This is a genomic window from Planotetraspora sp. GP83 (assembly GCF_041262585.1).
Lineage (GTDB): Bacteria > Actinomycetota > Actinomycetes > Streptosporangiales > Streptosporangiaceae > JAOEGB01.
The window spans coordinates 270601-295809 of record NZ_JBGCBZ010000003.1; the positions used below are offsets into that span (position 1 = coordinate 270601).

The window sequence follows — 25209 nt, forward strand, 5'->3', positions numbered from 1 at the left end:
CCCAGCGTGCCGCGTGGCCCGATCCTGCTGATCTGCCTGCTGCTCTCTCTCCTCGTGCCGGGGACGGCCGCCGCCGCCCCGGCCGGGGAGCGCGATGACGGCATCCTGGCGAAGCTCAAGGCCGTCCACGGCCTGAAGGTCGTGTCGAAGAAGCGGGTGTCCGCGAAGTACACCCTCTTCACGCTGACCTTCACCCAGCCGGTCGACCACCGGCACCCGGGCGCGGGGACCTTCAAGCAGCGGCTGAGCGTCATGCACCGGTCGGCCTCCCTGCCGACCGTGCTCTTCACCAGCGGATACTCCCTGTACGGCGGGAGCCGTCTCAGCGAGCCGTCAAGGATCCTGGGCGGCAACGAGATCGCGGTCGAGCACCGGTTCTTCGGCGCCTCCACGCCCAAACCGAAGGACTGGACGAAGCTCGACATCTGGCAGGAGGCGAGCGACGAGCACGCGATCGTCCAGGCGCTCAAGCCGATCTACACGGGCAACTGGATCGCCGCCGGGGGCAGCAAGGGCGGCATGACGGCCGTCTACCACCGCCGCTTCTACCCCGGCGACGTCAGCGGCGTCGTCGCGTACGTGGCTCCCAACGACGCCGTCAACTCCGACGACCGGCGCTACGAGGAGTTCTTCACCCAGGTGGGCACCCCCGCGTGCCGTACGGCGCTGCGGAACGTGCAGCGGGAGGCGCTGAAGCGGCGGGCCAGGCTCGTGCCGAAGCTCAAGGCCCTCGCGAAGCGGGACGGCCTCACCTTCACGAAGACGGTGGGCAGCGCCGACCGCTCCTTCGAGCTCAGCGTGCTCGACTCCGTCTGGACCTTCTGGCAGTACTTCGGCACGCGCTACTGCGGCGGCATCCCGGGCAGCAGCGCGTCGGACACCGCGATCTTCCGGTGGGTCGGCAAGATCCAGCAGTGGTACGTGTACACCGACCAGGGCATCGCCCCCTATCTCGGCTACTACTACCAGGCGGCCACCCAGCTCGGCTGGGCCACGCTGAGCTTCGGCCACCTGAAGGGCCTGCTCCGCCATCCCGGGCTCTACCAGGCCAATTCGAGCCTGCCGAAGTCTCTGCGGTCCCGGTACGACGGCGCGGCGATGAAGGACGTCGACGCCTGGGTGACCGGGCGGTCCAGCGAGATGATGTTCGTCTACGGGGAGTACGACCCGTGGAGCGCCGAGCGGTTCACCCCCCGGGGCGGCGACTGCCACGTGTTCGTCGCCCCCAAGGGGAACCACGGAGCGAGCATCGCCACGCTGTCCGCCGCCGACGAGGAGAAGGCCACCGCGGTCCTCAGCCGATGGGCCGGGGTGAGCTGACTCCGCATCCGCATCCTGGGCGCGTTACACCCGGTCGGGCGCCTCTCCGCGGTCCCGGATAAGGGCGCTCAGCTCCGCGACGGCCTTGCGGGACCGCTCCCGCTCGGTGCTCTGGATCCCCATCGCGCCGAGGGTGAGCCCGTTGGCCAGGTCCAGCTTCGGCCACGGGTCGCCCTCGACCATGGTGACGTCGATCACCTCCGGCCACTCGTAGCGGTGGACCTTGAGCGCGTTCACCACGGTGATCCCCCGCTCGTCGGCCGTGACCCGGAGCCGGCCGAGCAGGTGCAGCACGCCCGCCACGAGGCAGCCGAACACGGCCATGCCGAGCCGGTCCGGCAGCTTGAACTGCGGCGGCAGCATGACCGCGAGGACCACGGAGCCCACCACCATCACGACCGCCAGGCCGTACGCGATGATCCGGGCGCGCCGGGGACGCCAGGTCACGGGCAGCGGCGGCGGCGTGCGGTCAGCCATGACGGCTCCCTCGGAGGGCTGCGCACTCATGCATGATCACCAATACAGTTTTCCCAGCTTGGATCGGAGGAATGCGAACCCACGCATGATCACGACCGGGATTGGGGCGGGTCACGGCGGACGCCCGGGAATCTGTGCATGATCACGGCGAGGGGAGGGTGCGGAGGATGAGGGCGGTTTCGAGGGCGGCGACGGTGGCCTCGTAGCCCTTGTCCTCCTTGCTCCCCGGCAGGCCCGACCGGTCGACGGCCTGGTCGAGCGTGTCACACGTGAGCACCCCGTTGCCGACCGGTGTGGACTCGTCGAGGGACACCCTGGTCAGGCCCGACGTCACCGAGTCGCAGACGTAGTCGAAGTGGGCCGTCTCGCCTCTGATGACGGCGCCGAGCGCCACCACCGCGTCGCACCGCCTCGCCAGGGCCTGCGCCACCACCGGGATCTCCAGCGAACCCGCCACGCGCACCGTCACCGTGGCGGCGCCGCTGTCCTCGGCAGCCTGTACGGCTCTCGCCAGCAACTGGTCGGTGATCTTCTCGTGCCAGCGCGCCGCGACGATGCCGACGGTCAGCCCTCCCGCGTCCACCCTCTGCGCGTCCGGACGCCCGTCGCCACTCATGAGTTGTCCCCTTCCGGTTCGGGAATGTCGTGCTGTTCGGGAATGTCGTGGCCGAGGCGCTCGCGCTTGGCCCTGAGGTATTTCTCGTTGTACGGGTTCATGGCCACCGGCATGGGCTCGCGGCCGAGGACCTTGATGCCGTAGCCGTCCATGCCCCGCACCTTGGCGGGGTTGTTGGTCAGCAGCCGCACCGACTTCACGCCGAGATCGGCGAGCATCTGCCCGGCGTTGGAGAACTCCCGGGCGTCCACGGGCAGGCCGAGCTCCACGTTGGCGTCGACGGTGTCGCTGCCGTTGTCCTGGAGGCCGTAGGCCTTGAGCTTGGCCAGCAGGCCGATGCCCCTCCCCTCGTGGCCACGCAGGTAGACGACCACGCCCCGGCCCTCCTCGGAGATCACCCGCATGGCGTGGTCGAGCTGGACCCCGCAGTCGCACCGTAACGAGCCGAGCACGTCGCCGGTCAGGCACTCCGAATGCGCGCGGACGAGGACGTTCTCCCCGTCGGAGAGGTCGCCGTAGACGAGGGCCAGGTGCTCTCCGCCGTCCAGGGCGCTGGCGTAGCCGTAGGCCCGCCAGATGCCGTACCGATTGGGGATGCGGGTCTCGGCGACCCGGGTGACCATCCGCTCGGACCTGCGGCGGTACTCGACGAGCTGCTCGATCGAGATCAGCGCGATGTCGTGCTTGTCGGCGAACTCGCGCAGCCTCGGCAGCCTGGCCATCGTGCCGTCGTCGTTGACGACCTCGGCGAGGGCTCCAGCGGCCGACAGCCCGGCCAGCCGGGCGAGGTCGACCGCCGCCTCGGTGTGGCCCTGCCGTACGAGGACGCCGCCCTCGCGGTAGCGGAGGGGGAAGATGTGGCCGGGGCGGACCAGCTCGTAGGGCTCCGTGGCGGAGTCGCACAGCGTGCGGATCGTCTTGGCCCGGTCGGCGGCCGAGATGCCCGTCGTCACCCCGTCGCGGGCGTCCACGCTGATCGTGTACGCCGTCCTGAGGCGCTCGCGGTTCTGGTTTACCATGAGCGGCAGGCCGAGCCGGTCGAGCTCCGTGCCCTCCATCGCCACGCAGATCACGCCGCTGGTGTAGCGGATCGTGAAGGCGAGCAGCTCGGGAGTCGCCTTCGCGGCCGCGAAGATGATGTCGCCCTCGTTCTCGCGGTTCTCGTTGTCGACGACGACCACGGGCCTGCCCTCGCGGATGTCCGCGATCGCCCGCTCGACGGGATCAAGCCGGATCTCCGGCGTCATGTCCGGTGTCATCTCTGGTGTCATGTCGGTCATACGGTCACGGCCTCCAGCCTGCGGGACTGGCGCAACCAGTCACGGAACCCGAAAACAACCATCACGAAGAACAGGCCGTACACGGCGCCGGAGACCACCAGGTGCGAGGTGAAGGCCAGCGGCACCCCGACGAGGTCGACCGCCACCCAGATCACCCAGAAGTCGACGAGGGCGCGGCCCTGCGCCCAGGTCGCGACGGCGCTTCCGACGAAGATGTAGGCGTCCGGCCAGGGCGCCCAGGAGATGTTCAGGCCGCGGGAGTTGAGGAAGGTGAACAGCAGCGCCACCGCGACCGTCCCGGCGGCCATCGCGGCGGCGAGCAGCGCCCTCTCGCGGGGGGACGCCGACCGGATGACCAGCGTGCCGCCGTCGCGGGTGCCCCGCGACCAGCGGAACCAGCCGTAGACCGCGAGCACGCCGAACAGCACCTGCTTGAGCGCGTTGCCGGTGATGTGCGCGTTGACGGACGCCACGAACAGCAGCGCGGACCCGGCGAGCTGCACCGGCCACGTCCAGATCGTCTTCCTGATCGCCAGCCAGACCGTCACGAGCGCGCAGACGTTGCCGATCAGGTCGGTCCAGAAGACGTGCTGCCCGAAGACGTCGAACCCCGCCGTCGCCCAGTTCATGCGCGGGCCCCGGCGGTGAGCTTCTCGACGTACTTGGCGATGATGTCGACCTCCAGGTTGACCGGGTCGCCGGGCTGCTTGCGGCCGAGCGTGGTCAGGTCGAGCGTGGTGGGGATCAGGCTCACCGCGAAGGCGTCGGTGTCCACCCCGACCACGGTCAGGCTGACGCCGTCCACCGCGATCGACCCCTTCTGCACGACGTAGCGGTTCAGGGCCTCGGGCAGCGAGAGCCGTACGACCTCCCAGTGCTCGCCGGGCTCGCGGGACAGCACCACGCCGGTGCCGTCCACGTGGCCCTGCACGATGTGGCCGCCGAGACGCTGGTCGGCGCGCACGGCGCGCTCCAGGTTGACCCGGGAGCCCGGCCGCAGCACGCCCAGGGACGACCGGTCCAGGGTCTCCTTCATGACGTCGGCGGTGAAGACGTCGCCCTCGACGTCCGCCACCGTGAGGCAGACTCCGTTGACCGCGATCGAGTCGCCGTGCCGGGCGTCGCCCGTGACGACCGCCCCGCGGACCGACAGGCGGGCCGCGTCGCTCTGCGGCTCGACCCCGACGACCTCGCCGAGCTCCTCGACGATTCCGGTGAACATTCAGCGCTCCTTAGCTGGTGCCGGCCGGAGGATGACCCTGAGGTCCGGCCCGATGGGGGTGACTTCTTCGAAGCCGAGGCGGTGGATCTCTCCGATGGTGGCCGCTCCGGCGGGCCCGAGCGCCGCGGCTCCGGCGCCGAGCAGGGCGGGCGCGAGGTAGCCGACGACCCGGTCGACCAGGCCCTCCTTGATGAACGAGCCGGCGAGCCTCGGCCCGCCTTCGAGCAGCACGCTCACGATCTGCCTCCCGCGCAGCTCAGCCATGAGCGCGTGGAGATCTATTCCGCCCTCGGCGCGCGGCAGCCGTACGGCGTCGCCGAGGTGCGGGGGGACGTCGACGCCGGCCGCGACGGCCACCAGCGTTGGGGCCTCGCCGTCCAGGACGCGGGCGGACGCGGGGGTCCGGGCGCCGGGGTCCACGACCACGCGCAGCAGCGGCGGCCTCTCGCGGGGCGCGGTCCTGATCGTGAGGCGGGGGTCGTCGGCGAGGACGGTGCCGATCCCGGCGACGATGGCGTCACTCTCGGCGCGCAACCGCTGCACGTCCTCCCGCGCCTCGGGAGAGGTGATCCACTGGCTGGTGCCGTCCTCCGCGGCGGACCGCCCGTCGAGGGTCGCCGCGAACTTCCACGTCACGTACGGCCGGCGCCTCCGGACGGAGGTCAGCCAGGCGGCGTTGCCCCGCTCGGCCTCCTCGGTCAGGACGCCGGTGTCCACCCGGACCCCGTGCGCGCGGAGCGTCCCGGCCCCTCCGGCGGCCACGGGGTTGGGGTCGGAGACGGCGACGACGACCCTCGCCACGCCGGCGTCGAGCAGCGCGCCGGCGCAGGGCCCGGTCCTGCCGGTGTGGTTGCAGGGCTCAAGCGTGACGTAGGCGGTGCCGCCCCGTGCCCGGTCCCCCGCGTCCCGCAGGGCCACGACCTCGGCGTGCGGCCCGCCGGCGAAGGCGTGGAAGCCCTCCCCCGCGACCTCGCCGGAGGCGTCGAGGATCACGCACCCGACGACGGGATTGGGACTGGTGCCGCCCAGGCCACGGGCGGCCAGCGCCACCGCGCGCCGCATGTGACGGTCGTCGGACGGCTCGCCGCCGGGCGGGATCTGTTCGCTCACCCCGGGTCTTCCTCTCGCCTGTGTCGCCACGGCGGGCCCCGGGGGTGGACGGGTGCGGCGGATAGGACCACCGCACCACGTCAACGGACGCACGGTGCCTGACGGCACGGTCGTCCGTTCGCGCGCTTCCTCCCATCCGGACTTTCACCGTCGGTCCCGGAATCTCACCAGGTCCACCGGCCGATGGCTTCGGCCGGGTCGCGGACTGCCACCCCTGTGGGGTGTCACCGCCGGTTCGGAATTACACCGACCCCGGAGCACGCTTGCTCTGTCTCTGCTCTGTCTCAGTGTGCCACGCATGGCACGGTCACCATTGTGCACGATTCCGGCAAATCCCGCTCTACCGGGCCGCAGTGCCGTACACCACAGCAGGGCTCCGGCGACCGCGGGGCACGGTGAGAGCTACCGCACGGTGAGAGCTACCGCACGGTGAGAGCTCCCTACGCCCCACGGCCCTGGCACCGGGGACGGGGGACCGGGGACCGGCGCGTCGCGGCCCCCGTCTGAACGCTTCCGGCGAGGCCTTCCGGGCTTGACGGCATTTCGCGGGCGGGTGAGGACTGTCTCTGGGGCGTCCGAATTGTGTCACGAAATCGAGACACAGGAGCCACCATGTAATATGCAGTGTCACTCTGGACATCCGCCGAGGTCAACGGGCTTCCGGACACAAGCTGATTTACTTTGGACAACGAAGCGGGCAAAAACCCGAATGCCGCGGCGGAGCGATTGACCCTCGGAAAATTAGTTGCCAAGGTTCCCTTCAAGTCGGATTTCTCCGATCGTTAAAGGTCCATCTGGGAGCACCGCACCATGACGTTCCCCTCCCCGGCCACGACCGCCAGCGCCACGGACGCCGCCGACTCCGTGACCGGCACGCCCGAGCCGGCCCCCGCCATCGTCGGCCGCTCGCCCGGCCAGCTGATGTGGCGGCGCTTTCGCCGGGACAAGACCGGAATGATCTCGGCCCTCATCGTCCTGTTCTTCATCCTGGTCGCCCTCGCCGCGCCGCTCATCTCCGCGCTGTACGGCAAGGACCCCTACACGACCTACGGTCAGGACAGCCCCGGGCTGCTCAACGACTTCGGCTTCCCGATTCTGCCCAACGGCGGCATGAGCTCCGACTTCTGGTTCGGCATCGAGCCGGGCCTCGGCCGTGACGTCTTCACCCAGCTCGTGTACGGCATCCGCACCTCGCTGCTGATCTCCCTGGTGGCGACGCTGGCGACGACGGCGATCGGCGTCGTGGTCGGCATCGTCGCGGGCTACGTGGGAGGCAGGACCGACTACGTGGTCGGCCGCGTGATCGACGTGCTGCTGTCGTTCCCCCAGACGCTCTTCATCATCGCGTTCATCCCGGTGCTGGAGAACCTCCTGGTGAAGCCCGACGAGGAGACGCCGACGTCGCTGCGGGCCACGTCGCTGATCATCCTGCTCACCGTCTTCGGCTGGGCCGGGCTCTCCCGGCTGCTCCGCGGCAACGTGCTCTCCCTGCGCGAGCGGGAGTTCGTGGAAGCGGCGCGGGTCAGCGGGGCCTCACCCGCGCGGATCGTCTTCAAGGAGCTGCTGCCCAACCTCTGGACGCCGATCCTCATCCAGTCGACCCTCGCGCTGCCCGCCTTCGTGACGGCCGAGGCGGCGCTGTCCTTCCTGGGAGTCGGCATCCTGGAACCCACCCCGGACTGGGGGCGGATGTTCCTGAGAGGGACCGAGGTCTACACCTCCGACATCACCTACCTGATGTTCCCCGGCATCGCCTTGCTGATCTTCGTGGTCGCCTTCAACCTGCTGGGCGACTCGGTGCGGGACGCCTTCGACCCCAAGATCAGACGCTGACGCGCCGCCGGCCACCCTTTGCCCGAGAGTCCCCCCAGATAGGAGCACTATGTCCATCCGGAAGCGGTCCACGTTGGCCGTTGTCGCCATCGGCGTCGTCGCCCTCAGCGGCGCGTGCGCCAAGGGCGGAGGCGGTGGCCCCGTCAGCGGCACCACCGCGTCGAGCGGGGCCGTCGCCTCGGGCGGAGCCTCCGCCGGCACCGCGCCGAAGATCGCCATCGGCACCGCAGCCGACTCCACCGGGCCCGCCATCCCGCCCGAGGGCGTCGTGAAGGGCGGGACCGTCAACATGATCGACCGCGACGACTACGCCCACCTCGACCCGGGCCGCATCTACGCCAACGTCGAGTCGAACTTCTCCCTGCTGATCAGCCGCCAGCTCACCGGCTACAAGAGGGTCGGCCAGAACGACTACAAGCTCGTCGGCGACCTCGCGACCGACCCCGGGAAGGTGTCCGACGGGGGCAAGACCTGGACCTTCACCCTCAAGGACGGCGTGAAGTGGCAGGACGGCAGCCCGATCACCTCGGCCGACGTCAAGTGGTCCGTCGAGCGGTTGTTCGCCTCCTACAGCACCGAGGGCGCGCCGTACGTCCAGCAGTGGCTGACCCAGGAGGACTACAAGAAGGCGTACGCCGGCCCCTACGACGGCAAGGAGCTCGACAACATCGAGACTCCGGACGACAAGACCGTCGTCTTCAAGTTCAACGAGCCGCACGCCGACGCCAACTTCGCCCTCGCGATGACGACCTACGGGATCGTGCCGAAGGCGAAGGACACCAAGGAGAAGTACGACAAGGACCCCGTCTCCAGCGGGCCGTACATCATCGCCAAGCACGTCCAGGACAAGTCGATGGACCTGGAGCGCAACCCGAACTGGGACGCGGCGAGCGACCCGATCCGCGGCGCGTACCCGGACAAGTGGCACCTGGAGTTCGGCTTCCAGTCGCTCCAGGTCACCGACCGGTTCATCGCGGACGCGGGTGACGACAAGAAGACGTTCAGCTTCTACACCGCCATCGCGCCCGAGCGGCTGCAGCAGGTGCTGAGCGACCCGAGCTTCAAGCCCCGCCTGATGCGGCAGCCGTCGCCCTACGCGGACTACTACTACTTCAACCTCGACCGCGTGACGGACATCAAGGTCCGCCAGGCCGTCAACTACGCCTGGCCGACCAGGCAGATCCAGCAGATCAAGGGCGGCCCGGCCGCCTCGGTCGTCTCCACCACGATCCTCAACCCGACCGTGGCCGGCTTCCAGGACTACGACCTGTTCGGGAAGAAGGCCAAGCCGGAGGGTGACATCGCGAAGGCGAAGGAACTGCTCGCCCAGACGAGCAACCCCACTCCCACGCTCGTGTACGGGTACAACCAGACCCCGACCGAGGAGCGGGTCACCGTCGCGATCAAGAACGCGCTGGAGAAGGCCGGCATCAAGGTCGTCGCCAAGCCGATGAACACCAAGACCTGGTACGACTCGGTCAGCAAGGTGAAGAACGACTTCGACATCTACTGGGGCGGCTGGGGCGCCGACTGGCCCACCGCGGCCACGGTCTTCCCGGTCATCTTCGGCCCGATCTACGACGGCGGGCAGAACCTGTCCCACCTCAAGGACCCGGCCATCGAGGCGGAGATCAAGCGGATCCAGGGTCTGGCCGACGCCAACGAGGCCAACACGGCCTGGGGCGCGCTGGACAAGAAGATCATGGAGACGGTCACGCCGCTGGTGCCCGACCTCAACGACATCGCCAACTCCCTCCACGGCTCGCTGGTTGGCGGGGCCGAGGTCGACCCGATCAGCTGGGTCGTCTCGCCGAACACCATCTTCGTGAAGCAGTGAAACCCGTCTCCGGGGCGCCTCTCGCCGGGGCGCCCCGGAGCACCGCACAGGAGCTCTCGTGCTTCGATTCCTGACCCGCCGGACCCTCGGCGCGGCGTTCATCCTGCTGATCGTCGCAGCGGTGACGTTCTTCCTCTTCTTCGCCGTGCCGGGCGACCCGGCGCGGCTGGCCTGCGGGAAGGTCTGCCCGCCGGCGACCCTCGCGCAGGCGCGGCACAACCTCGGGCTGGACCAGCCGATCTTCGTCCAGTTCGTGCAGTGGCTCGCCGGGATCTTCGTGGGGCGCGACTACGAGGGGCTCGGGCACTGCCCGGCGCCCTGCCTCGGCTACTCCTTCGTCAACCAGGAGCCGGTCTTCGGCACGATCGTCGACCGGATGCCGGTGACGCTCTCGCTGACGTTCGGATCGGCCATCCTCTTCCTGGTCTTCGGCGTGGGCACCGGGATCATCGCGGCCCTGCGGCAGGGCAGGCCACTGGACAAGATCGCCAGCATCTCGTCGCTGATCGGCGCCTCCGTGCAGATCTACTTCGTCGGCACGCTGGCGATGTACTTCCTGGTCTTCCAGTGGCAGGTCATCGAGCGCCCGCGGTACGTGCCGCTCACCGAGGACCCCGTCGGCTGGGCCTACGGCCTGCTGCTCCCCTGGATCGTGCTGGCGATCATCTTCACCGCCAACTACACCCGCATGACCAGGTCGACCATGGTCGAGCAGCTCGGTGAGGACTATGTCCGTACGGCACGGGCGAAGGGGATGCCCGCGCGGACGGTCGTCTTCCGCTTCGCGCTGCGGGGCACCCTGATCCCGATCGCCACGATCTTCGGCATCGATCTCGCCAGCCTCATCGGTGGAGCGATCATCACGGAGACCACGTTCAGCCTGCAGGGCATCGGCCGCCTCTCGATCCAGGCGGTGGTGAACTCCGACCTGCCCATGCTGATGGCGACGGTGCTCCTCGCCGCCGCCGCGATCGTCGTCTTCAACGTCATCGTGGACGCGCTCTACGCGGTCATCGACCCGCGCGTCCGCCTCAGCTAGGAGTCACCGTTTGACCGCCGTCACACTCTCCGAGAGCAGCTCCGGCCGCCGGGGCGACTCCTTCCTTTCCGTCCAGGATCTGCACGTCTCCTTCCGGACGGAGGACGGCGTGGTCAAGGCCGTGGACGGGCTCTCCTTCGAAGTGGAGAAGGGCACGACGCTCGGCATCGTCGGCGAGTCCGGCTCGGGCAAGTCGGTGACCAACCTGGCCGTCCTCGGCCTGCACAACCCCGAGCACACCGACATCGACGGCGAGATCTGGTTCGAGGACCGGGAGCTGATCGGGGCGAGCCGTACGGACCTCGAGAAGCTGCGGGGCAACCGGATCGCCATGATCTTCCAGGACCCGCTGACCGCGCTGTCACCGTTCCACACGGTGGGCCGCCAGATCGGCGAGGTCTACCGCAGGCACAGGGGCGCGAGCAAGCGCGAGGCGCGCGACCGCGCGGTCGAGATGCTGGAGCGCGTCGGCATCCCGAACGCCAAGACCCGCGTGGACGACTACCCGCACCACTTCTCCGGCGGCATGCGGCAGCGCGTCATGATCGCCATGGCCCTCGTCTGCGACCCGGCGCTCCTGATCGCGGACGAGCCGACCACGGCTCTCGACGTGACCGTGCAGGCGCAGATCCTCGACCTGCTGAAGGACCTGCAGCAGCAGACGGGCACCGCCATCATCCTGATCACCCACGATCTCGGCGTCGTCGCTCAGACCGCGCACAACGTCCTGGTCATGTACGCCGGGAGGGCCGCCGAGCGGGGGACCGTGCGCGAGGTCCTCGGCTCGCCCCGGCACCCGTACACCTGGGGCCTGCTCTCCTCGGTGCCCAAGCTGGGCGGGCCGGTGGACGTCCCGCTGACCCCGATCAGGGGCACCCCGCCGAGCCTGCTGAGCCCGCCGGCGGGCTGCCCGTTCCATCCCCGCTGCGACTACCCCGAGCTGGCCGGGCCGGAGCTCTGCCTCCACCAGCGGCCGGGCCTGTCCCCCGAGACCGGGCACGGCGACGCGTGCTACCTCACGCTCGCGCAGAAGCAGGAAATCCTCACGCAGATCAAGGAAAAGCCGTGACCACGCCGCTGCTGGAACTCCAGGGCCTGACCAAGTACTTCCCGGTCATGGGTGGCTTCATCCTGAAGCGCCAGATCGGCGACGTGCACGCCGTGGACGGGATCGACCTGACCGTGGGGACGGGTGAGGCCGTCGGCCTCGTCGGCGAGTCGGGCTGCGGCAAGTCCACCACCGGACGGCTGGCCGCGCGGCTGCTGGAGCCGACCGGCGGCAAGATCCTCTATCGGGGCGAGGACATCGCCCACAGCTCGCGGCGGGAGCTGAAGCCGATCAGGCCCGAGATCCAGATGATCTTCCAGGACCCCTACAGCTCGCTCAACCCCCGGCAGACCGTGGGCGCGATCATCCGGGGCCCGATGGAGATCAACGGCATCGACCCGGAGGGCGGGCGGAAGAAACGCGCCCAGGAGCTGCTGGAGATCGTCGGCCTCAACCCGGAGCACTACAACCGGTTCCCGCACGAGTTCTCCGGCGGACAGCGCCAGCGCATCGGCGTGGCCAGGGCGCTCGCGCTCAGCCCGAAGCTGATCATCGCCGACGAGCCGGTGTCGGCGCTCGACGTGTCCATCCAGGCCCAGGTGGTCAACCTGCTGCGGGAGCTGCAGCGCGACCTCGGCATCGCGTTCCTGTTCATCGCCCACGACCTCGCCGTGGTCAGGCACTTCTCCCAGCGGGTCGCGGTCATGTACCTCGGCAAGATCGTGGAGGTGGGCGACCGCGAGTCCATCTACGAGCGGCCGAGGCACCCCTACACGCACGCCCTGCTGTCGGCCGTGCCCGACCCGGACGTGTCGGGCGAGCCACGCGAGCGGATCCGCCTCGCCGGCGACGTGCCGTCCCCCATCGACCCGCCGTCGGGCTGCCGCTTCCGCACCCGCTGCTGGAAGGCGCAGGACAGGTGCGCCCAGGAGGCGCCGCCGCTGGTCCAGCTCAGCGGCAACCGCGAGGGCCACCTCACCGCCTGCCACTTCCCCGAGGCCCCGACGACCCACGGCGAGGACGTGGTCCTGGACCCCGCCCTGGCCTAGACTTTCTCGGCCAGCGCGCGGAGGTTCCGTACGGCCTGGGCCGGGTCGTCGGCCCCGTAGACGGCGTTCCCGGCGACGAAGACGTCGGCTCCAGCCTCGGCGCAGCGCTCGATGGTCTCGGCGGACACGCCGCCGTCCACCTGGAGCCACACCTCGCCGCCGTGCTTGTCGATCAGCGCCCGGGCCCGGGACACCTTCGGCAGCACGACGTCCAGGAACCGCTGGCCGCCGAAGCCGGGCTCGACGGTCATGACCAGCAGCATGTCGATCTCGGGCAGCAGGTCCTCGTACTGCTCGACCGCCGTGGCGGGGTTCACCGCGAAGCCCGCCCGGGCCCCCGCGGCGCGGATCGCCCGGAGCGTCCGCACGGCCGCCTTCGCCGCCTCGGCGTGGATCGTGACGCTGCCCGCGCCGGCCTCGGCGTAGCCCGGCGCCCACCGGTCCGGGTCCTCGATCATGAGGTGGCAGTCGATCGGCGTCGAGGTCGCCTTGAGAAGCGCCTCGACGACGGGCAGGCCGATCGTGAGGTTCGGCACGAAGTGGTTGTCCATGACGTCCACGTGCAGCCAGTCGGCGACGCCCTCCACCCGGGCGGCCTCGTCGGCGAGACGGGCGAAGTCGGCGGACAGGATGCTGGGCGAGATCTGTACGGCCATAGTGGCAGCAGTCTACGTACGGCGGAGCAGAGCCAGGAACATGGCGTCGGTGCCGTGCCGGTGGGGCCAGAACTGGGCGTGGGGGCCGTCGCCGAGGTCCGGCACCTCGGGCAGGAACTCCCGCGCGTCCAGCACCTCGGCCCGCCCTGCCACGTCGTCCACCACCGCGCGGGTCTCCGCGAGATGCGGCGAGCACGTGACGTACGCCACCACGCCGCCCGGCCGTACGGCGTCGAGCGCCGAGTCGAGCAACCGGCGCTGCAACTGGGTCAGCTCGGGGATGCTGCGCGGGTCCCGCCGCCACCGGGCTTCCGGCCGCCTGCGGAGGGCGCCCAGCCCCGTGCAGGGCGCGTCGAGCATCACCCGGTCGAACGCGGAGGACCGCCAGGGCGGCTCAGTGCCGTCCGCGACGACCACCTTGGCCTCCTTGGTCGTCCCCCAGACCAGCCGGGCGCGGTGATACTGCACATCGGAGGCGAGCAGGCGCGCCCCGTTCTGTACGGCTACCGCGTCGAGCAGCCCGGCCTTCCCGCCGGGGCCGGCGCACATGTCGAGCCAGCGCTCCCCGGCCTGGCCGTCCCCGGCGAGCGGCACGCGGGTGAGGGCGAGGGCGACGAGCTGGCTCGCCTCGTCCTGCACGGCGGCGCGGGCCTCCCCGATGGCCGGGATCGCGCCGGGGTCGCCCTCGGTCAGGTAGGCGCCGTACGACGAGTAGGCGGCCGGCTCGGCTCCCGCCGCGACCAGCTCGCCGACCGAGCAGCGGCCCGGCCGGGCCACCAGGGCGACGCGCGGCCGCTCGTTGTCGGCGTCCAGCAGGGCGGCGGTCTCGTCCACGTCGCCGCCGATCGCGTCGCGCAGGGCCGTGACGATCCAGCGCGGATGGCTGTAGGTGACCGAGAGGTTCCCGACCGGGTCCTGCTCGCGCGGCGGGGCGACGATGGTCAGCCACTCCTCCAGCGTCCGGCCCGCGACCTTGCGCAGCACGGCGTTGGCGTAGCGGGACGGGCCCGCGCCGACGCGGAGCCGTACGAGGTCGATGGTCGCGCTGACCGCCGCGTGGGGCGGGATGCGGGTCTTGAGCAGCTGGTGGACGCCGAGCCGGATCGCGTCGAGCAGCGGCGGGTCCACGTTCTCCGGGGCGCGGTCGCTGCACGCGGCGATGATCTCGTCGTAGGTGCCGAGCCCGCGCAGCGTGCCGTAGGCCAGCTCGGTGGCGAGGGCGGCGTCGCGGCCACTGACGCGCCGCTGACGGAGCAGCGTCGGCATCAGCAGGTTGGCGTAGGCGTCCCGCTCGTCGACGGCCCTCATCAGGTCGTAGGCGGCGTTGCGGGCCTCGTCCCTGGTGGGGCGGGGCGGGCGGCGGCGGCCCTTGGGGCGGCCTTCCTGGCCGTTCACGGTCACTCAGTCCAGCCGATCCTGGGCGGTGATCCGGACGCCGCGGGCCCACTCGCCGGCGCTCATGAGCCGCTTGCCCTGCGGCTGCACCTCGCCGATCTCGACGGGGTGGCTGCCGGTGCCGGCCAGCACGCCGTTCTTGGAGGCGGCGATCTCGCCGGGGGCGAGCTTGTCCGCCTCCGGCGCGAGCCGTACGGGGCCGAGCTTGACGCGCTGACCGCGGAACTCGGTCCACGCGCCGGGGGCCGGGGTGCAGGCGCGGACCAGCCGGTCGACCCGCATCGCGGGGGCCGTCCAGTCCACCCGGGCGTCCTCGACGCCGATCTTGGGCGCGAAGCTCACCCCGTCGGACGGCTGGGGCCGGGCCTCCAGCGCGCCGTCCTCGACGCCGTCCAGCGTCGCCAGGAGCAGCCCCGCGCCCGACTCGGCGAGCCGGGCCAGCAGGTCGCCGCTGGTGTCCTCGGGGCGGATCTCCTCGGTCACCACGCCGAAGACGGGCCCGGCGTCGAGTTCCTTGACGATCCGGAAGGTGGAGGCGCCGGTGATCTCGTCGCCGTGCAGCACGGCATGCTGGACCGGCGCCGCTCCACGCCAAGCCGGCAGCAATGAGAAATGCAGATTTATCCACCCATGAGGTGGAATATCGAGCGCCGCCTGCGGCAGCAATGCCCCGTAAGCGACAACCGGGCAACAATCCGGATTTATCGCTCTAATGCGGTCGAGAAATTCGGGATCCCCGGCCTTCGACGGCTTGAGCACCTCGATGCCCGACTCCTCGGCGAGCTGGGCCACCGGGCTGGGGTGGACCTTCCGCCCCCGGCCGGACTGCGCGTCCGGGCGGGTGACGACGGCCGCCACCTCATGGCGGGGCGAGTCCAGCAGGGCCCGCAGCGACGGGAGCGCCGCGTCCGGAGTGCCGGCGAAGACCAGGCGCACTAGAGGGCCCTCCCGTGCGTGGCGTGCGGCGAGAGCTTCACGGCGGGCGCCGACAGCCCGCTCCACTCGGCCTCCCGGATGGCCTTCATCGCGAGCTTGCGCTGCTTGACGTCCATCCGGTCGATGAACAGCACGCCGTCGAGATGGTCGGTCTCGTGCTGGAAGCAGCGCGCCATGAGGTCGGTGCCCTCCAGCGTGATCGGCTCTCCGTGCATGTTGTAGCCCTTGGCCACGGCCCGGATCGCCCGTGGCGTGGGATAGGACAGGCCGGGGAAGGACAGGCAGCCCTCCTCGCCCTCCTCGTCGAGCTCGTCCGACAGGTCGAGGTCGGGGTTGATCAGATGCCCGAGCTGCTCGTCGACGTAGTAGGTGAACACCCGGAGACCCACGCCGATCTGCGGCGCGGCGAGCCCCGCCCCCGGCGCGTCCATCATCGTGTCGGTGAGGTCCTTGACGAGCTTGCGCAGCTCCTTGTCGAAGTCGACCACCGGCTCCGCCGGGGTGCGCAACACCGGGTCGCCGAACAGGCGGATCGGCTGAATGGCCAACAGCGGCTCTCCGTTCACTATGGGATCACCACAGTTTACGGGCGTGAACGGACCTTCATCGCCGTCTTTCTAGCGATCTTGGCCACGACCACGTCGGGGTGGTGCCTGCCGAGCATCTCCAGGACGGCCAGGGCGTCCGGGTGGTCGACCCGCCCCATCTCCGGCACCAGCGTAAGCAGGTCCTCCCCCAGGATGTCGAAATGGGCCGCCGAGTCGGCCGGGGCGCCGATGTAGAGCAGGGCCGCCAGCGTGTCCACGGCCACCCACGCGCCGTCGCCCTCGCCCAGCGCGGGGGCGTCGAGGTCGCGGACGCCCAGCCAGGCCGCGGCGTATCGCCACATCATCGGCTCGACGAGCGCCTCCCTGACGGCGTGCTCCGCCTCCGGGCCGAGCTCCTCCAGGATCGTCCCGGCCGTGCCGCGCTGCGCGGCGTTGCCGGACGCGGCGATCTTGATCAGCTCCCGGGCGGCGTCCTCGGGCATCCGGTGCTCCAGCCACAGCGTGGCCGCGCTGGCCGACGCCTTGCCCACGAGCATCGAGTCGATCAGCTCGGCGGCGGTCAGCTCGGCGAACCCGGCGACCTCCCGCAGGGAGGGCGCGTCGTGGCCCTCGCGGAGCAGGTCGCGGCGGACGGCCCACACGCCGGGCTGCGTCAGCCGTACGAGATCGCCCGGCAGCTCGATGAGCCCGCAGTAGACCAGCAGGTCCATGGCCTCGGCCAGCTCGCCGGGCAGCGTCATCCGCAGCCGCTTGAGCTCCGCCTGGCGGGCCTCGCACCCGACCTCGTGCGCATGGAGGATGCCCGTGGCGAGCGCGCCGAGCGGCATGCCGTCCCGGACCGAGTAGATGGTCGCGAGGATCTCGGTGAGGTGCTCGTCCACGACGGCCGACCCGGTGAGGCCCTCGTCCGTGCGGTCCAGCACGTCCATGACGACGCCGTCCCAGAACTCCATGGGGTCGGGGACGCCGGGGCCGGGGCGGGCCCCCTCACGGGTGATCTCGATCAGCCGGCCGTTGACGGCGACGACCCACAGCAGGTGCAGCCGCTTGGCGTTCAGCCCCAGCTCGGTGACCGCCGCGCGGGCGTCGCCGACCGTCGGCAGCCCGTGCTCGGTGACCTCCCGGACGCCGGTCCACTCGGCCAGGCGGGCGGCGTCCCGCACCAGAGGGATCTCCCGCACCGCCTGAACCAGCTCCTCATCGGGGGCGAGATCGACCGGCGGGAATGTGAGCACGTCGCTGTCGGCCATTCCAGCAACTTACTCCACACCCGTCACCGGATGCCCCTAGAACGTGCCTTGAAGGCGGCCTTCCGGGCGGCCTTCGCGGCCGCCCGGTCCGGCAGCGTGTTGCCGAGAAGCTCCAGGACCTCGACGACGTCGGGGTGGTCGACCCGCCACATGTGCTCGATCAGGTGCGGGGCCGGTCCGGACGCGGCGATGTTCTCCGCGAAGCCCTCGGGGTCGGCCTCCGCGGCGGGCAGCGCGAGCGCCAGCATGTCGACGCTGAGCCACAGCAGCTCGTCCTGGGTGAGCGAGGGAGCGTCGAGCCCCCGGGCGGAGAGCCAGTGGATGGCGTGCGAGCGGAGCTCCGCGTCGCCGAGGTACGTACGGACGACCGGGGCCGCCTCCTCACCGAGCCGGTCGACGATCGTGACCGCGATCCCCCGCACCTCGGCCGGCGCGCCCACGACGGCCGCCAGCAGCTCGGACGCCGCCTCCTCGGGAGTCCGCCGGGACAGCCACGCGACGATGTCCCGCTCGGCCACCTCCTCGGGGAGGCCGTCGCTGATCAGCCCGCCGATCAGCCCGCTCGCGTCGCCCTCGGCGAGGTCCGCCGCGATGGGCGCCTCCATGCCCATCTCCTCGTACATGAGCCGCAGCCCCCACAGACCGTGCGGGGTGAGCGTCAGGCCGTCCGCGGTGCGCTGGACCGTTCCCGCGCGGGCGAGGTCCTCCAGCGCCGCCTCCAGCCGCCCTGGCGGCCTCCCGGCCGCGGCCTCCCGGAGATAGTCTCCGATCGCCTCCACCGGGACCGGCGCCTGCACCCGGTAGAGCAGGTCGTGGATCGAGTAGAGCTCCTCGTCGACGACGTCCTCGCCCGTTATGTCCATCGGCGCCTCGATGAGGAACTGCACGGTCCCCGCCCACAGGTCGAGGACCTCCTCGTCCGGGCGGGAGCCGAGCGGGCGGAAGCCCTCGCCGGGCAGCACCGCCGTGCCGTCCACCCGGGCGAGCCCGAGGTCGACCGCCAGCCGCCAGGCCAGTGCGGGCCGCTCGACGCCCAGCTCCTCCGTGACCTGCCGGGCGTCCTTGACCCGCAGCGCCTTCCTGACCGTCGTCGTCCGGCCGCCGCCGGCCATCCAGGCCACCAGCCCGTGCGCCTCGCGGAGCAGCGGCACGTCCCGTACGGCTCTCGCCAGCTCGGCCGGCGCGGCCAGCCGTACGGGCGGCAGGGGCGCGCAGCCGGGGCAGTCGCAGGCGTCCCCGTCGCCGCCCGCCTCGTCCACCGCGCGCTGGACGGCCGCGGGGTCGGCCAGGTCGAGCGAGTCGGCGCTGATCGCGCTGAAGATGCTCTTGGCCATGCCGAACTTCGTGGTGTCGGCGAGCGCGCCCGGCATCTCCGGCTCGATCTCGTCGATGGTCGCCCGCATCCGGGCGGCCGTCTTGCTGCCGATCTCCCCCGTGTCGAGCAGGAACTCGACCAGCGTGCGGGCCGCGGCGACCGTCTCCGGCGCGCTCTCCGGCGGCGCGATGACCTTGCGCGGGTAGATCTCCAGCAGGAGCTCCTCGAACGTGCCCGGCCTGAAATCGCCGAGCTCGTCGACCTCCAGGTAGTCGCTGGCGTAGTCGCACAGCAGGCGTACCTCGTCGACGTCGACCTCGACGCCCTTCTCACGCCCCCACGCGCGGATTCCGTCGACGGCCCGGTTCACCCATTCGATCGACACAGGGAGACGCTAACGGGTTACTAACAGCATCGCGAATCGGTCAGATGAGGTCCAGGGGATCAATGTTCACACGCACCACGTCAGCCGCCTTGCGGGCGGACCGCACGCCGCTCGCCCCCTTCAGCACCTTGGCCAGGACCGGTCCCCGGTCGCGGGGCACCCGGACCATCGCGCGCTCCAGCCCTCCGTCGACCGGCACGGGGCCGAGGACCTGGGCGCCGTCGGGCAGCCGTGTGTCCGCCAGCATCTCCCTGACGGCCGCCGGGGGGCCGGTGAGCGTGGCCATCCGGACCGCGGGCGGGAAGCCGAGCTCCGCCCGGTCGGCCAGCTCGCGCTCGGCGAAGGTGACCGGGTCCCAGCGCAGGAGCGCCTGCACGACGGAGACCGCCGAGTCCGCCAGCACCACCACCTCGGCTCCGGGGCGGGCCAGCGCGGCGGCGTTCATCCAGCGCCGCAGCGCCTCCTCGGCCGCGCGCAGGTCGGGGCGGCCGAGGAGGGCCCACCCGTCCAGCAGCACGGCCGCCGAATAGCCGTCCTCCGGCACCGGCTCGGCCCCCGGCGTCGCCACGACCAGCGCGGGAGCCGTACCGACCGTGGCGAGGACGCCGTCCCGGCCGGAGGTCTTCACGGTGACCGAGGGGAAGGCGCGGCCCAGTTCCTCGGCGGTGCGGCGGGCGCCGACCACGACGGCGCGCACCCGCGTGCCGCCGCACGACGGGCAGCGCCAGTCGCCGGCGATCCGGCCGCACCACCGGCAGTACGGCGCGGCGTGGCCGTTGCGCAGCGCGAGCGGCCCCGAGCACACCGGCCCCGGGAGGCGTTGGGCGCCGCATCGGGCGGGGGCGCGGCAGTGCTGGCAGGCGAGCGCGGGCAGGTAGCCCCTGCGCGGCACCTGGACGAGCACCGGACCGGTCTCCAGCCCGTGCCTGAGCGCCCGCCAGGCGAGGCTCGGCAGGCGGGCCGCGCGGGCCGCCTCGTCACGGGCCAGCTCGGCGTCGTCGCCCGCGGGACGGACGCGTGGCGCCTTGGCCCTCACCTCCTCGCGCGGCGGGACGAGCGGCCCGGCCCATCCCGACGCGACGAGCTGGGCCGCCTCGGCGGTGACCGCGTAGCCGCCGATCAGCATGCCCGCCTCGGCCCGGTGGGCGCGCAGCGCCAGCACCTCGCGGGCATGCGGGTACGGCGCGTGCCTGTCGGAGTGGACGTCGTCCCCGTCGTCCCAGATGACGGCCAGGCCCAGGTCCGCGACCGGGGCGAAGGCGGCGGCGCGGGTGCCGACCACCGCCCTGACCTCGCCGCGCAGGATCCTGAGCCAGCGGCGGTAGCGCTCGGCCGGTCCCAGCTCGGCGGTGATCGCGACATGGGGGGTGTCCCCGAGCGCCCGGGCGACGAGCGCCACGTCCTTGCCGTCGGGGACGACGGCCACCGCGCCGCGCCCGCTCGCCAGGGCCGCCCGGACGGCCGCCGCGATGGCCCGGGGCCACGACGGGCCGCCCTCGCCGGTGCCGGGAAGGGCCGGCCAGACCGCTCTGGGTGACAGTCCCTCGGCGAGCGCGGTCAGGAACCGCTCCCCCGCCGGGTACGCCGCCCAGGCGTCACCGGACCACGTGACGGGACTCACGGAACCGGCCTCGGGGGCGGAGCCCTGCCCGGCGTCGGGCCTGGCCTCGGCCTCGACCCTCGCGTGGCGGGGCGGGACGGCCAGCCGGAGGACGTCGGACAGCGTCCCGGCGTAGCGGTCCGCCACGGCCCTCGCGAGCCCGGCGATCTCCGCCGTGAGGACCGGCTCGGGCGAGACGACCCGCTCCAGGAAGGCCAGCCGCCCCTGGTGCTCGCTGTCCGCCAGCCGTTCGAGGAGGAAGCCGTCGGCGAGCTGGCCGGCGAAGCGCACGCGCACGCGGCAGCCCGGCGCGGCGTCGGCGTCCATCGACGCCGGGACGAGGTAGTCGAACGGCCGGTCCAGGTGAGGCAGCGGGGTGTCCACCACGACCCTCGCCACCGGCAGGTTCTCCGCCGCCGTCCGCGCCCCCTTCGCGGCGGAGGAGGTCGCCCGCGCGGCCCCCTCGGGCACCGGCAGGAGTTCCTCCTGAGGGTAAGGTGCGCTGGTCGGCTCGGTCACGTCTACGTCCTACCAGACGCGGCAGTAAAGACGTGCACGGCTGGAGGGGTGGCGGAGGGGATGAAGAGCGAGAACAGGGTCCCCGTCTGGCTGCGGGAGACCGAGGCGGAGGGGCGGTGGACGGCCGGCGCCGCGGTCCTCGTGGTGATCGCCATCCATCTGCTGCTGCACGACACTCTGAACATCGAGCCGTTCTGGGTGATGCCCGTGCTGGAGTCCGTTCTGCTCGTCGGGCTGATCGTGGCCAACCCGGTGACCTTCACCCGCGAGAGCCGCCTGATCCGCGTCGCGAGCCTCGGCCTGATCGGCGTCATCAGCGCGGCCAACGCCTGGCTCACCATCCGCGAGGTCGGCAGGCTGGTCACCGGCAAGGAGCACGACGCGGTCCGGTTGCTCGCCACCGGGGTGGGCGTCTGGGTGATCAACGTCCTGATGTTCTCGCTCTGGTACTGGGAGCTCGACCGGGCCGGGCCGGTCGCCCGGTCGAAGGCCCGCGAGCCGTACCCGGACTTCCTGTTCCCGCAGATGACCGAGCATGACGTCACGCCGCCGAACTGGCGGCCCACGTTCGCCGACTACCTCTACCTGGGCTTCACGAACTCGACCGCCTTCAGCCCCACGGACGTGATGCCGCTCAGCCGGTGGGCCAAGATCCTGATGATGCTCCAGTCATCGATATCCCTGGTCATCGTGGCCCTGGTCGTCGCCAGGGCCATCAACGTCCTCCAATGAAACGGCGCCCGCCGGGAGGCGGGCGCCGTTCGGACGTTCCGGAGGCCGTCAGAGACCCGCGGCGGCGCGGAGCGCCTCGGCGCGGTCCGTGGACTCCCAGGAGACCCCGTCGCGGCCGAAGTGGCCGTAGGCGGCGGTCTCCGAGTAGATCGGGCGGAGCAGGTCGAGGTCGCGGATGATGGCGGCCGGGCGCAGGTCGAACGTCTGGAGCACGGCGTCCTGGATCGTGGCGACCGGGACCTTCTCGGTGCCGAACGTCTCGACGAACAGGCCCACCGGCTGTGCCTTGCCGATGGCGTAGGCCACCTGCACCTCGCAGCGGTCGGCGAGCCCCGCCGCCACGACGTTCTTGGCGACCCAGCGCATGGCGTAAGCGGCCGAGCGGTCCACCTTCGACGGGTCCTTGCCCGAGAACGCGCCGCCGCCGTGCCGGGCCATGCCGCCGTAGGTGTCGATGATGATCTTACGGCCGGTGAGCCCGGCGTCGCCCATCGGGCCGCCGATCTCGAAGCGGCCGGTCGGGTTGACCAGGAGACGGTAGCCCTCGGTCTCGATCTCCAGGTCGGCGAGGACCGGCTCGACCACGTGCTCGCGGATGTCCGGCGTCAGCATCTCCTGGAGGTCGATCTCCGGGGCGTGCTGGGTGGAGACCACCACGGTGTCGAGGCGGACCGGCCGGTCGCCGTCGTACTCGATGGTGACCTGGGTCTTGCCGTCGGGACGCAGGTAGGGCACGGTGCCGTTCTTGCGGACCTCGGACAGCCGCCGGGCCATCCGGTGGGCGAGCGTGATCGGCAGCGGCATGAGCTCGGGGGTCTCGCGGCACGCGTACCCGAACATCAGGCCCTGGTCTCCGGCGCCCTGGCGGTCGAAGTCGTCGACGCCCTCGCCCTCGCGGTGCTCGTAGGCGTCGTCGACGCCCTGGGCGATGTCGGGCGACTGGGCGCCGATGGACACCGAGACGCCGCAGGAGGCGCCGTCGAAGCCCTTGTGGGACGCGTCGTAGCCGATCTCCAGGATCTTCTCCCGGATCAGGGCGGGGATGTCGATGTAGGTCTCCGTCGTCACCTCGCCGGCGACGTGGACCTGGCCAGTAGTGATCAGCGTCTCGACGGCGACCCGGCTCTTGGGGTCGTCCTTGAGCATGGCGTCGAGAATCGCGTCACTGATCTGGTCGGCGATCTTGTCCGGGTGGCCCTCGGTAACCGACTCGGAGGTGAACAGGCGACGGGACAACTCAGTGGCTCCTCATGCAGCGGCTGCTGACGTTAGAGAATGGCCGGCGATAGCGCTCTACCGGCGGCCACTCCAATGCTGAGGCGAGTCTAACCTCACCCGGTGTGGCGTCGCGAAACCGTCCGAATTCCGGGCGGCCGGTGAGCCCTTCGCGGGGTGGATCGATTCGGGTTCCGGACATGGCATCACAGATCCGGCAGGGGGTCGCGTGGCAGATCACCCGGCGAGAACGCCTCCGCGTCGGCCGCCGCGACGACCGCGATGTATTCGTCGTCCACTTCGTACACCGTCCCCCCGAGTTCGATCGTCGGCGAGCCGCGGTGCTCGACCGGCCCCAGGCGGGTGCGGCGCGGGTAGGTGGCCCACACGCCGGACGGCTCGTTGCGGGTGAACATCTTGGTGGAGAAGAGGGTGATCGACCGGTCGGTGACCACGACGAGAAAGGGGGCCGTGTGCGGAGGTCCCAGCGACAGCGCGGGGAAGACATAGCGGATGTCCTCCCCGGGACGGAGCAACGCCCGGCAGCGCTCCCTGATCGCGGCGGACACCGGCATGACCATCGCTCCCTCGCGGCACGGTCAGCGACACGGTCAGGCGAGGCGCGCCGCCACCAGGTCCCAGACTACGTCGGCGAGATCCTCTTTGGGACCCCTGGGAATCTCGACGGGCTCGCCGTCCGCCACGAGGACGACGGCGGCGTTGTCCGGCGTCCCGAACGCGAGGTTGTCCCCCACCTCGTTCACCACGAGGAGGTCGCAGCCCTTGCGCTCCAGCTTGGCCCGCCCGTTGTTCAGAACGTCGTCGGTTTCGGCGGCGAAGCCCACGATCACCCTCGGGTACGGCTCTCGCCCGGCTCGGCGATTCTCGCCAAGCTCGCCCAGCACGTCCGGATTTTTCACCAGATGGATCGGGTCGGGCTCGGCCGAGGACTTCTTGATCTTCGTGTCGCTCTGCCGTACGGGCCGGAAGTCGGCGACGGCGGCGGCCATCACGACGGCGTCGGCGTGGTCGGCGGCGGCGAGGACGGCCTCGCGGAGCTGCCGGGCGGACTCGACCCGGACGACCTTCGCGCCGGCCGGGTCCGGCAGCGCGACATTGGCCGACACGAGCGTGACCTCCGCGCCGCGGGCGACGGCCGTGCGCGCGAGCGCGTAGCCCTGCAGTCCCGACGATCTGTTGCCGATGAAGCGGACCGGGTCGATGGCCTCGCGGGTCCCGCCGGCGGAGACGACCACGTGCCGCCCGGCGAGGTCGAGGGCGCGGGCCGACAGCACCCTGCGGCAGACCTCGAAGATCTCCGGCGGGTCGGGCAGCCGTCCGGGGCCGGTGTCGGCGCCCGTGAGCCTCCCGACTGCGGGGTCGATCACGATCGCGCCGCGCTCGCGGAGCGTCGCGACGTTGGCGCGGGTCGCGGGGTGCTCCCACATCTCCGTGTGCATCGCCGGGGCGAACACCACCGGGCAGCGCGCCGTCAGCAGCGTGTTCGTCAGCAGGTCGTTGGCGAGGCCGTGGGCGGCCCTGGCGAGCACGTCGGCCGTCGCGGGCGCGACCACCACGAGGTCCGCGTTCTGCCCGATGCGGACGTGCGGGACCTCGTGGACCGACTCCCACACCTCGGTGGTGACGGGGTTGCCGGACAGCGCGGCCCAGGTGGGCTCGCCGACGAACCGCAGCGCGTCCCTGGTCGGGACGACGCGGACGTCATGGCCGGACTCGGTGAACAGCCGAAGCAGCTCGCACGACTTGTAGACCGCGATGCCCGCGCTGACCCCCAGGACCACCGCGCTCATGTCAGCGCCATGCCGC

The 25209-nt window shown here is 71.4% G+C and carries 23 protein-coding genes and 1 riboswitch; of the genes, 7 read left to right on the plus strand and 16 right to left on the minus strand.

Annotated features, from left to right (window positions below; translation table 11 throughout):
- Window positions 1–6 precede the first annotated feature (6 nt).
- On the plus strand, window positions 7–1320 hold the full coding sequence (locus ABH927_RS06075; RefSeq protein ID WP_370018822.1) for a S28 family serine protease: 1314 nt from the start codon (window positions 7–9) through the stop codon (window positions 1318–1320).
- 24 nt (window positions 1321–1344) lie between these two features.
- On the opposite strand, the gene ABH927_RS06080 is transcribed toward ABH927_RS06075, so the two are convergent.
- The 6 genes from ABH927_RS06080 to ribD all read right to left on the minus strand — a co-directional run bounded on the left by ABH927_RS06080 (window position 1345) and on the right by ribD (window position 6025).
- Entirely contained in the window at window positions 1345–1797 is a 453-nt protein-coding gene (locus ABH927_RS06080) for a PH domain-containing protein (protein WP_370018824.1), read from the minus strand.
- A 142-nt stretch (window positions 1798–1939) separates the two neighbouring features.
- Window positions 1940–2413 carry a 6,7-dimethyl-8-ribityllumazine synthase gene (gene ribH, locus ABH927_RS06085; RefSeq protein WP_370018826.1) on the minus strand — a complete coding sequence of 158 codons (474 nt, stop codon included), beginning with the start codon at window positions 2411–2413 and terminating at the stop codon, window positions 1940–1942.
- Window positions 2410–3684: a bifunctional 3,4-dihydroxy-2-butanone-4-phosphate synthase/GTP cyclohydrolase II gene (locus tag ABH927_RS06090; RefSeq protein ID WP_370018828.1), complete on the minus strand. Its 1275-nt coding sequence runs from the start codon at window positions 3682–3684 to the stop codon at window positions 2410–2412. The genes ribH and ABH927_RS06090 overlap by 4 nt, the downstream gene beginning before the upstream one ends.
- A gap of 5 nt (window positions 3685–3689) precedes the next feature.
- On the minus strand, window positions 3690–4322 hold the full coding sequence (locus ABH927_RS06095) for a nicotinamide riboside transporter PnuC (protein ID WP_370018829.1): 633 nt from the start codon (window positions 4320–4322) through the stop codon (window positions 3690–3692).
- Window positions 4319–4915 (minus strand): riboflavin synthase, encoded by a 597-nt coding sequence (locus tag ABH927_RS06100; RefSeq protein WP_370018831.1) that lies wholly within the window; start codon window positions 4913–4915, stop codon window positions 4319–4321. Before ABH927_RS06100 ends, ABH927_RS06095 begins: the two co-directional genes overlap by 4 nt.
- Window positions 4916–6025, minus strand: coding sequence for a bifunctional diaminohydroxyphosphoribosylaminopyrimidine deaminase/5-amino-6-(5-phosphoribosylamino)uracil reductase RibD (gene ribD, locus ABH927_RS06105; RefSeq protein WP_370018833.1), 1110 nt, complete (start codon window positions 6023–6025; stop codon window positions 4916–4918).
- Between the two features lie 118 nt (window positions 6026–6143).
- A riboswitch (FMN riboswitch) is annotated at window positions 6144–6290 on the minus strand.
- A gap of 545 nt (window positions 6291–6835) precedes the next feature.
- Here ribD and ABH927_RS06110 point away from each other — a divergent pair.
- Genes ABH927_RS06110 through ABH927_RS06130 form a run of 5 tightly spaced genes read left to right on the plus strand, consistent with a single transcriptional unit; the run spans window position 6836 to window position 12831 of the window.
- A complete protein-coding gene (locus ABH927_RS06110) occupies window positions 6836–7858 on the plus strand; it encodes an ABC transporter permease (RefSeq protein ID WP_370018834.1) in 1023 nt (340 codons plus the stop codon).
- A gap of 49 nt (window positions 7859–7907) precedes the next feature.
- On the plus strand, window positions 7908–9695 hold the full coding sequence (locus ABH927_RS06115) for an ABC transporter substrate-binding protein (protein ID WP_370018836.1): 1788 nt from the start codon (window positions 7908–7910) through the stop codon (window positions 9693–9695).
- Window positions 9696–9753: 58 nt separating this feature from the next.
- A complete protein-coding gene (locus tag ABH927_RS06120) occupies window positions 9754–10734 on the plus strand; it encodes an ABC transporter permease (RefSeq protein ID WP_370018837.1) in 981 nt (326 codons plus the stop codon).
- 10 nt (window positions 10735–10744) lie between these two features.
- A complete protein-coding gene (locus ABH927_RS06125; protein ID WP_370018839.1) occupies window positions 10745–11803 on the plus strand; it encodes an ABC transporter ATP-binding protein in 1059 nt (352 codons plus the stop codon).
- Complete coding sequence (locus ABH927_RS06130) at window positions 11800–12831, plus strand: ABC transporter ATP-binding protein (RefSeq protein ID WP_370018841.1); 1032 nt, start codon at window positions 11800–11802, stop codon at window positions 12829–12831. The genes ABH927_RS06125 and ABH927_RS06130 overlap by 4 nt, the downstream gene beginning before the upstream one ends.
- Here the strand turns inward: ABH927_RS06130 and rpe are convergent.
- The 7 genes from rpe to ABH927_RS06165 are packed head-to-tail and all read right to left on the minus strand — an operon-like array spanning window position 12828 to window position 21435.
- A complete protein-coding gene (gene rpe / locus ABH927_RS06135) occupies window positions 12828–13487 on the minus strand; it encodes a ribulose-phosphate 3-epimerase (protein WP_370018843.1) in 660 nt (219 codons plus the stop codon). The genes ABH927_RS06130 and rpe overlap by 4 nt on opposite strands.
- A gap of 12 nt (window positions 13488–13499) precedes the next feature.
- Complete coding sequence (locus tag ABH927_RS06140) at window positions 13500–14888, minus strand: RsmB/NOP family class I SAM-dependent RNA methyltransferase (RefSeq protein WP_370018845.1); 1389 nt, start codon at window positions 14886–14888, stop codon at window positions 13500–13502.
- Window positions 14889–15818 (minus strand): methionyl-tRNA formyltransferase, encoded by a 930-nt coding sequence (gene fmt, locus ABH927_RS06145; RefSeq protein ID WP_370018846.1) that lies wholly within the window; start codon window positions 15816–15818, stop codon window positions 14889–14891.
- The gene (gene def, locus ABH927_RS06150) at window positions 15818–16366 is read right to left on the minus strand and encodes a peptide deformylase (protein ID WP_370018848.1); all 549 of its coding nucleotides are present in this window, start codon (window positions 16364–16366) and stop codon (window positions 15818–15820) included. The genes fmt and def overlap by 1 nt, the downstream gene beginning before the upstream one ends.
- 35 nt (window positions 16367–16401) lie before the next feature.
- Window positions 16402–17616 carry a hypothetical protein gene (locus ABH927_RS06155; RefSeq protein WP_370018849.1) on the minus strand — a complete coding sequence of 405 codons (1215 nt, stop codon included), beginning with the start codon at window positions 17614–17616 and terminating at the stop codon, window positions 16402–16404.
- Window positions 17617–17639: 23 nt separating this feature from the next.
- Window positions 17640–19316 carry a hypothetical protein gene (locus ABH927_RS06160; RefSeq protein ID WP_370018851.1) on the minus strand — a complete coding sequence of 559 codons (1677 nt, stop codon included), beginning with the start codon at window positions 19314–19316 and terminating at the stop codon, window positions 17640–17642.
- A gap of 40 nt (window positions 19317–19356) precedes the next feature.
- Window positions 19357–21435 carry a primosomal protein N' gene (locus ABH927_RS06165; protein ID WP_370018852.1) on the minus strand — a complete coding sequence of 693 codons (2079 nt, stop codon included), beginning with the start codon at window positions 21433–21435 and terminating at the stop codon, window positions 19357–19359.
- A 60-nt stretch (window positions 21436–21495) separates the two neighbouring features.
- Between ABH927_RS06165 and ABH927_RS06170 the strand changes: the two genes are divergently transcribed.
- Window positions 21496–22167, plus strand: coding sequence for a hypothetical protein (locus ABH927_RS06170; protein WP_370018853.1), 672 nt, complete (start codon window positions 21496–21498; stop codon window positions 22165–22167).
- A 48-nt stretch (window positions 22168–22215) separates the two neighbouring features.
- Here the strand turns inward: ABH927_RS06170 and metK are convergent, their stop codons facing one another.
- From metK to coaBC, 3 genes are all read right to left on the minus strand, one after another.
- Entirely contained in the window at window positions 22216–23403 is a 1188-nt protein-coding gene (gene metK, locus ABH927_RS06175; RefSeq protein WP_370018854.1) for a methionine adenosyltransferase, read from the minus strand.
- A gap of 185 nt (window positions 23404–23588) precedes the next feature.
- Window positions 23589–23957: a hypothetical protein gene (locus ABH927_RS06180; protein ID WP_370018856.1), complete on the minus strand. Its 369-nt coding sequence runs from the start codon at window positions 23955–23957 to the stop codon at window positions 23589–23591.
- Window positions 23958–23993: 36 nt separating this feature from the next.
- Window positions 23994–25193: a bifunctional phosphopantothenoylcysteine decarboxylase/phosphopantothenate--cysteine ligase CoaBC gene (gene coaBC / locus ABH927_RS06185; protein WP_370018858.1), complete on the minus strand. Its 1200-nt coding sequence runs from the start codon at window positions 25191–25193 to the stop codon at window positions 23994–23996.
- Window positions 25194–25209 lie beyond the last annotated feature (16 nt).

Bases quoted from the DNA above. Each gene is read 5' to 3' on its own strand.
- ABH927_RS06080 (WP_370018824.1), bottom strand. From the start codon at position 1,797: ATGGCTGACCGCACGCCGCCGCCGCTGCCCGTGACCTGGCGTCCCCGG.
- ribH (WP_370018826.1), bottom strand. From the start codon at position 2,413: ATGAGTGGCGACGGGCGTCCGGACGCGCAGAGGGTGGACGCGGGAGGG.
- ABH927_RS06090 (WP_370018828.1), bottom strand. From the start codon at position 3,684: ATGACACCAGAGATGACACCGGACATGACGCCGGAGATCCGGCTTGAT.
- ABH927_RS06095 (WP_370018829.1), bottom strand. From the start codon at position 4,322: ATGAACTGGGCGACGGCGGGGTTCGACGTCTTCGGGCAGCACGTCTTC.
- ABH927_RS06100 (WP_370018831.1), bottom strand. From the start codon at position 4,915: ATGTTCACCGGAATCGTCGAGGAGCTCGGCGAGGTCGTCGGGGTCGAG.
- ABH927_RS06110 (WP_370018834.1), top strand. From the start codon at position 6,836: ATGACGTTCCCCTCCCCGGCCACGACCGCCAGCGCCACGGACGCCGCC.
- ABH927_RS06115 (WP_370018836.1), top strand. From the start codon at position 7,908: ATGTCCATCCGGAAGCGGTCCACGTTGGCCGTTGTCGCCATCGGCGTC.
- rpe (WP_370018843.1), bottom strand. From the start codon at position 13,487: ATGGCCGTACAGATCTCGCCCAGCATCCTGTCCGCCGACTTCGCCCGT.
- ABH927_RS06155 (WP_370018849.1), bottom strand. From the start codon at position 17,616: ATGGCCGACAGCGACGTGCTCACATTCCCGCCGGTCGATCTCGCCCCC.
- ABH927_RS06170 (WP_370018853.1), top strand. From the start codon at position 21,496: ATGAAGAGCGAGAACAGGGTCCCCGTCTGGCTGCGGGAGACCGAGGCG.
- ABH927_RS06180 (WP_370018856.1), bottom strand. From the start codon at position 23,957: ATGCCGGTGTCCGCCGCGATCAGGGAGCGCTGCCGGGCGTTGCTCCGT.
- coaBC (WP_370018858.1), bottom strand. From the start codon at position 25,193: ATGAGCGCGGTGGTCCTGGGGGTCAGCGCGGGCATCGCGGTCTACAAG.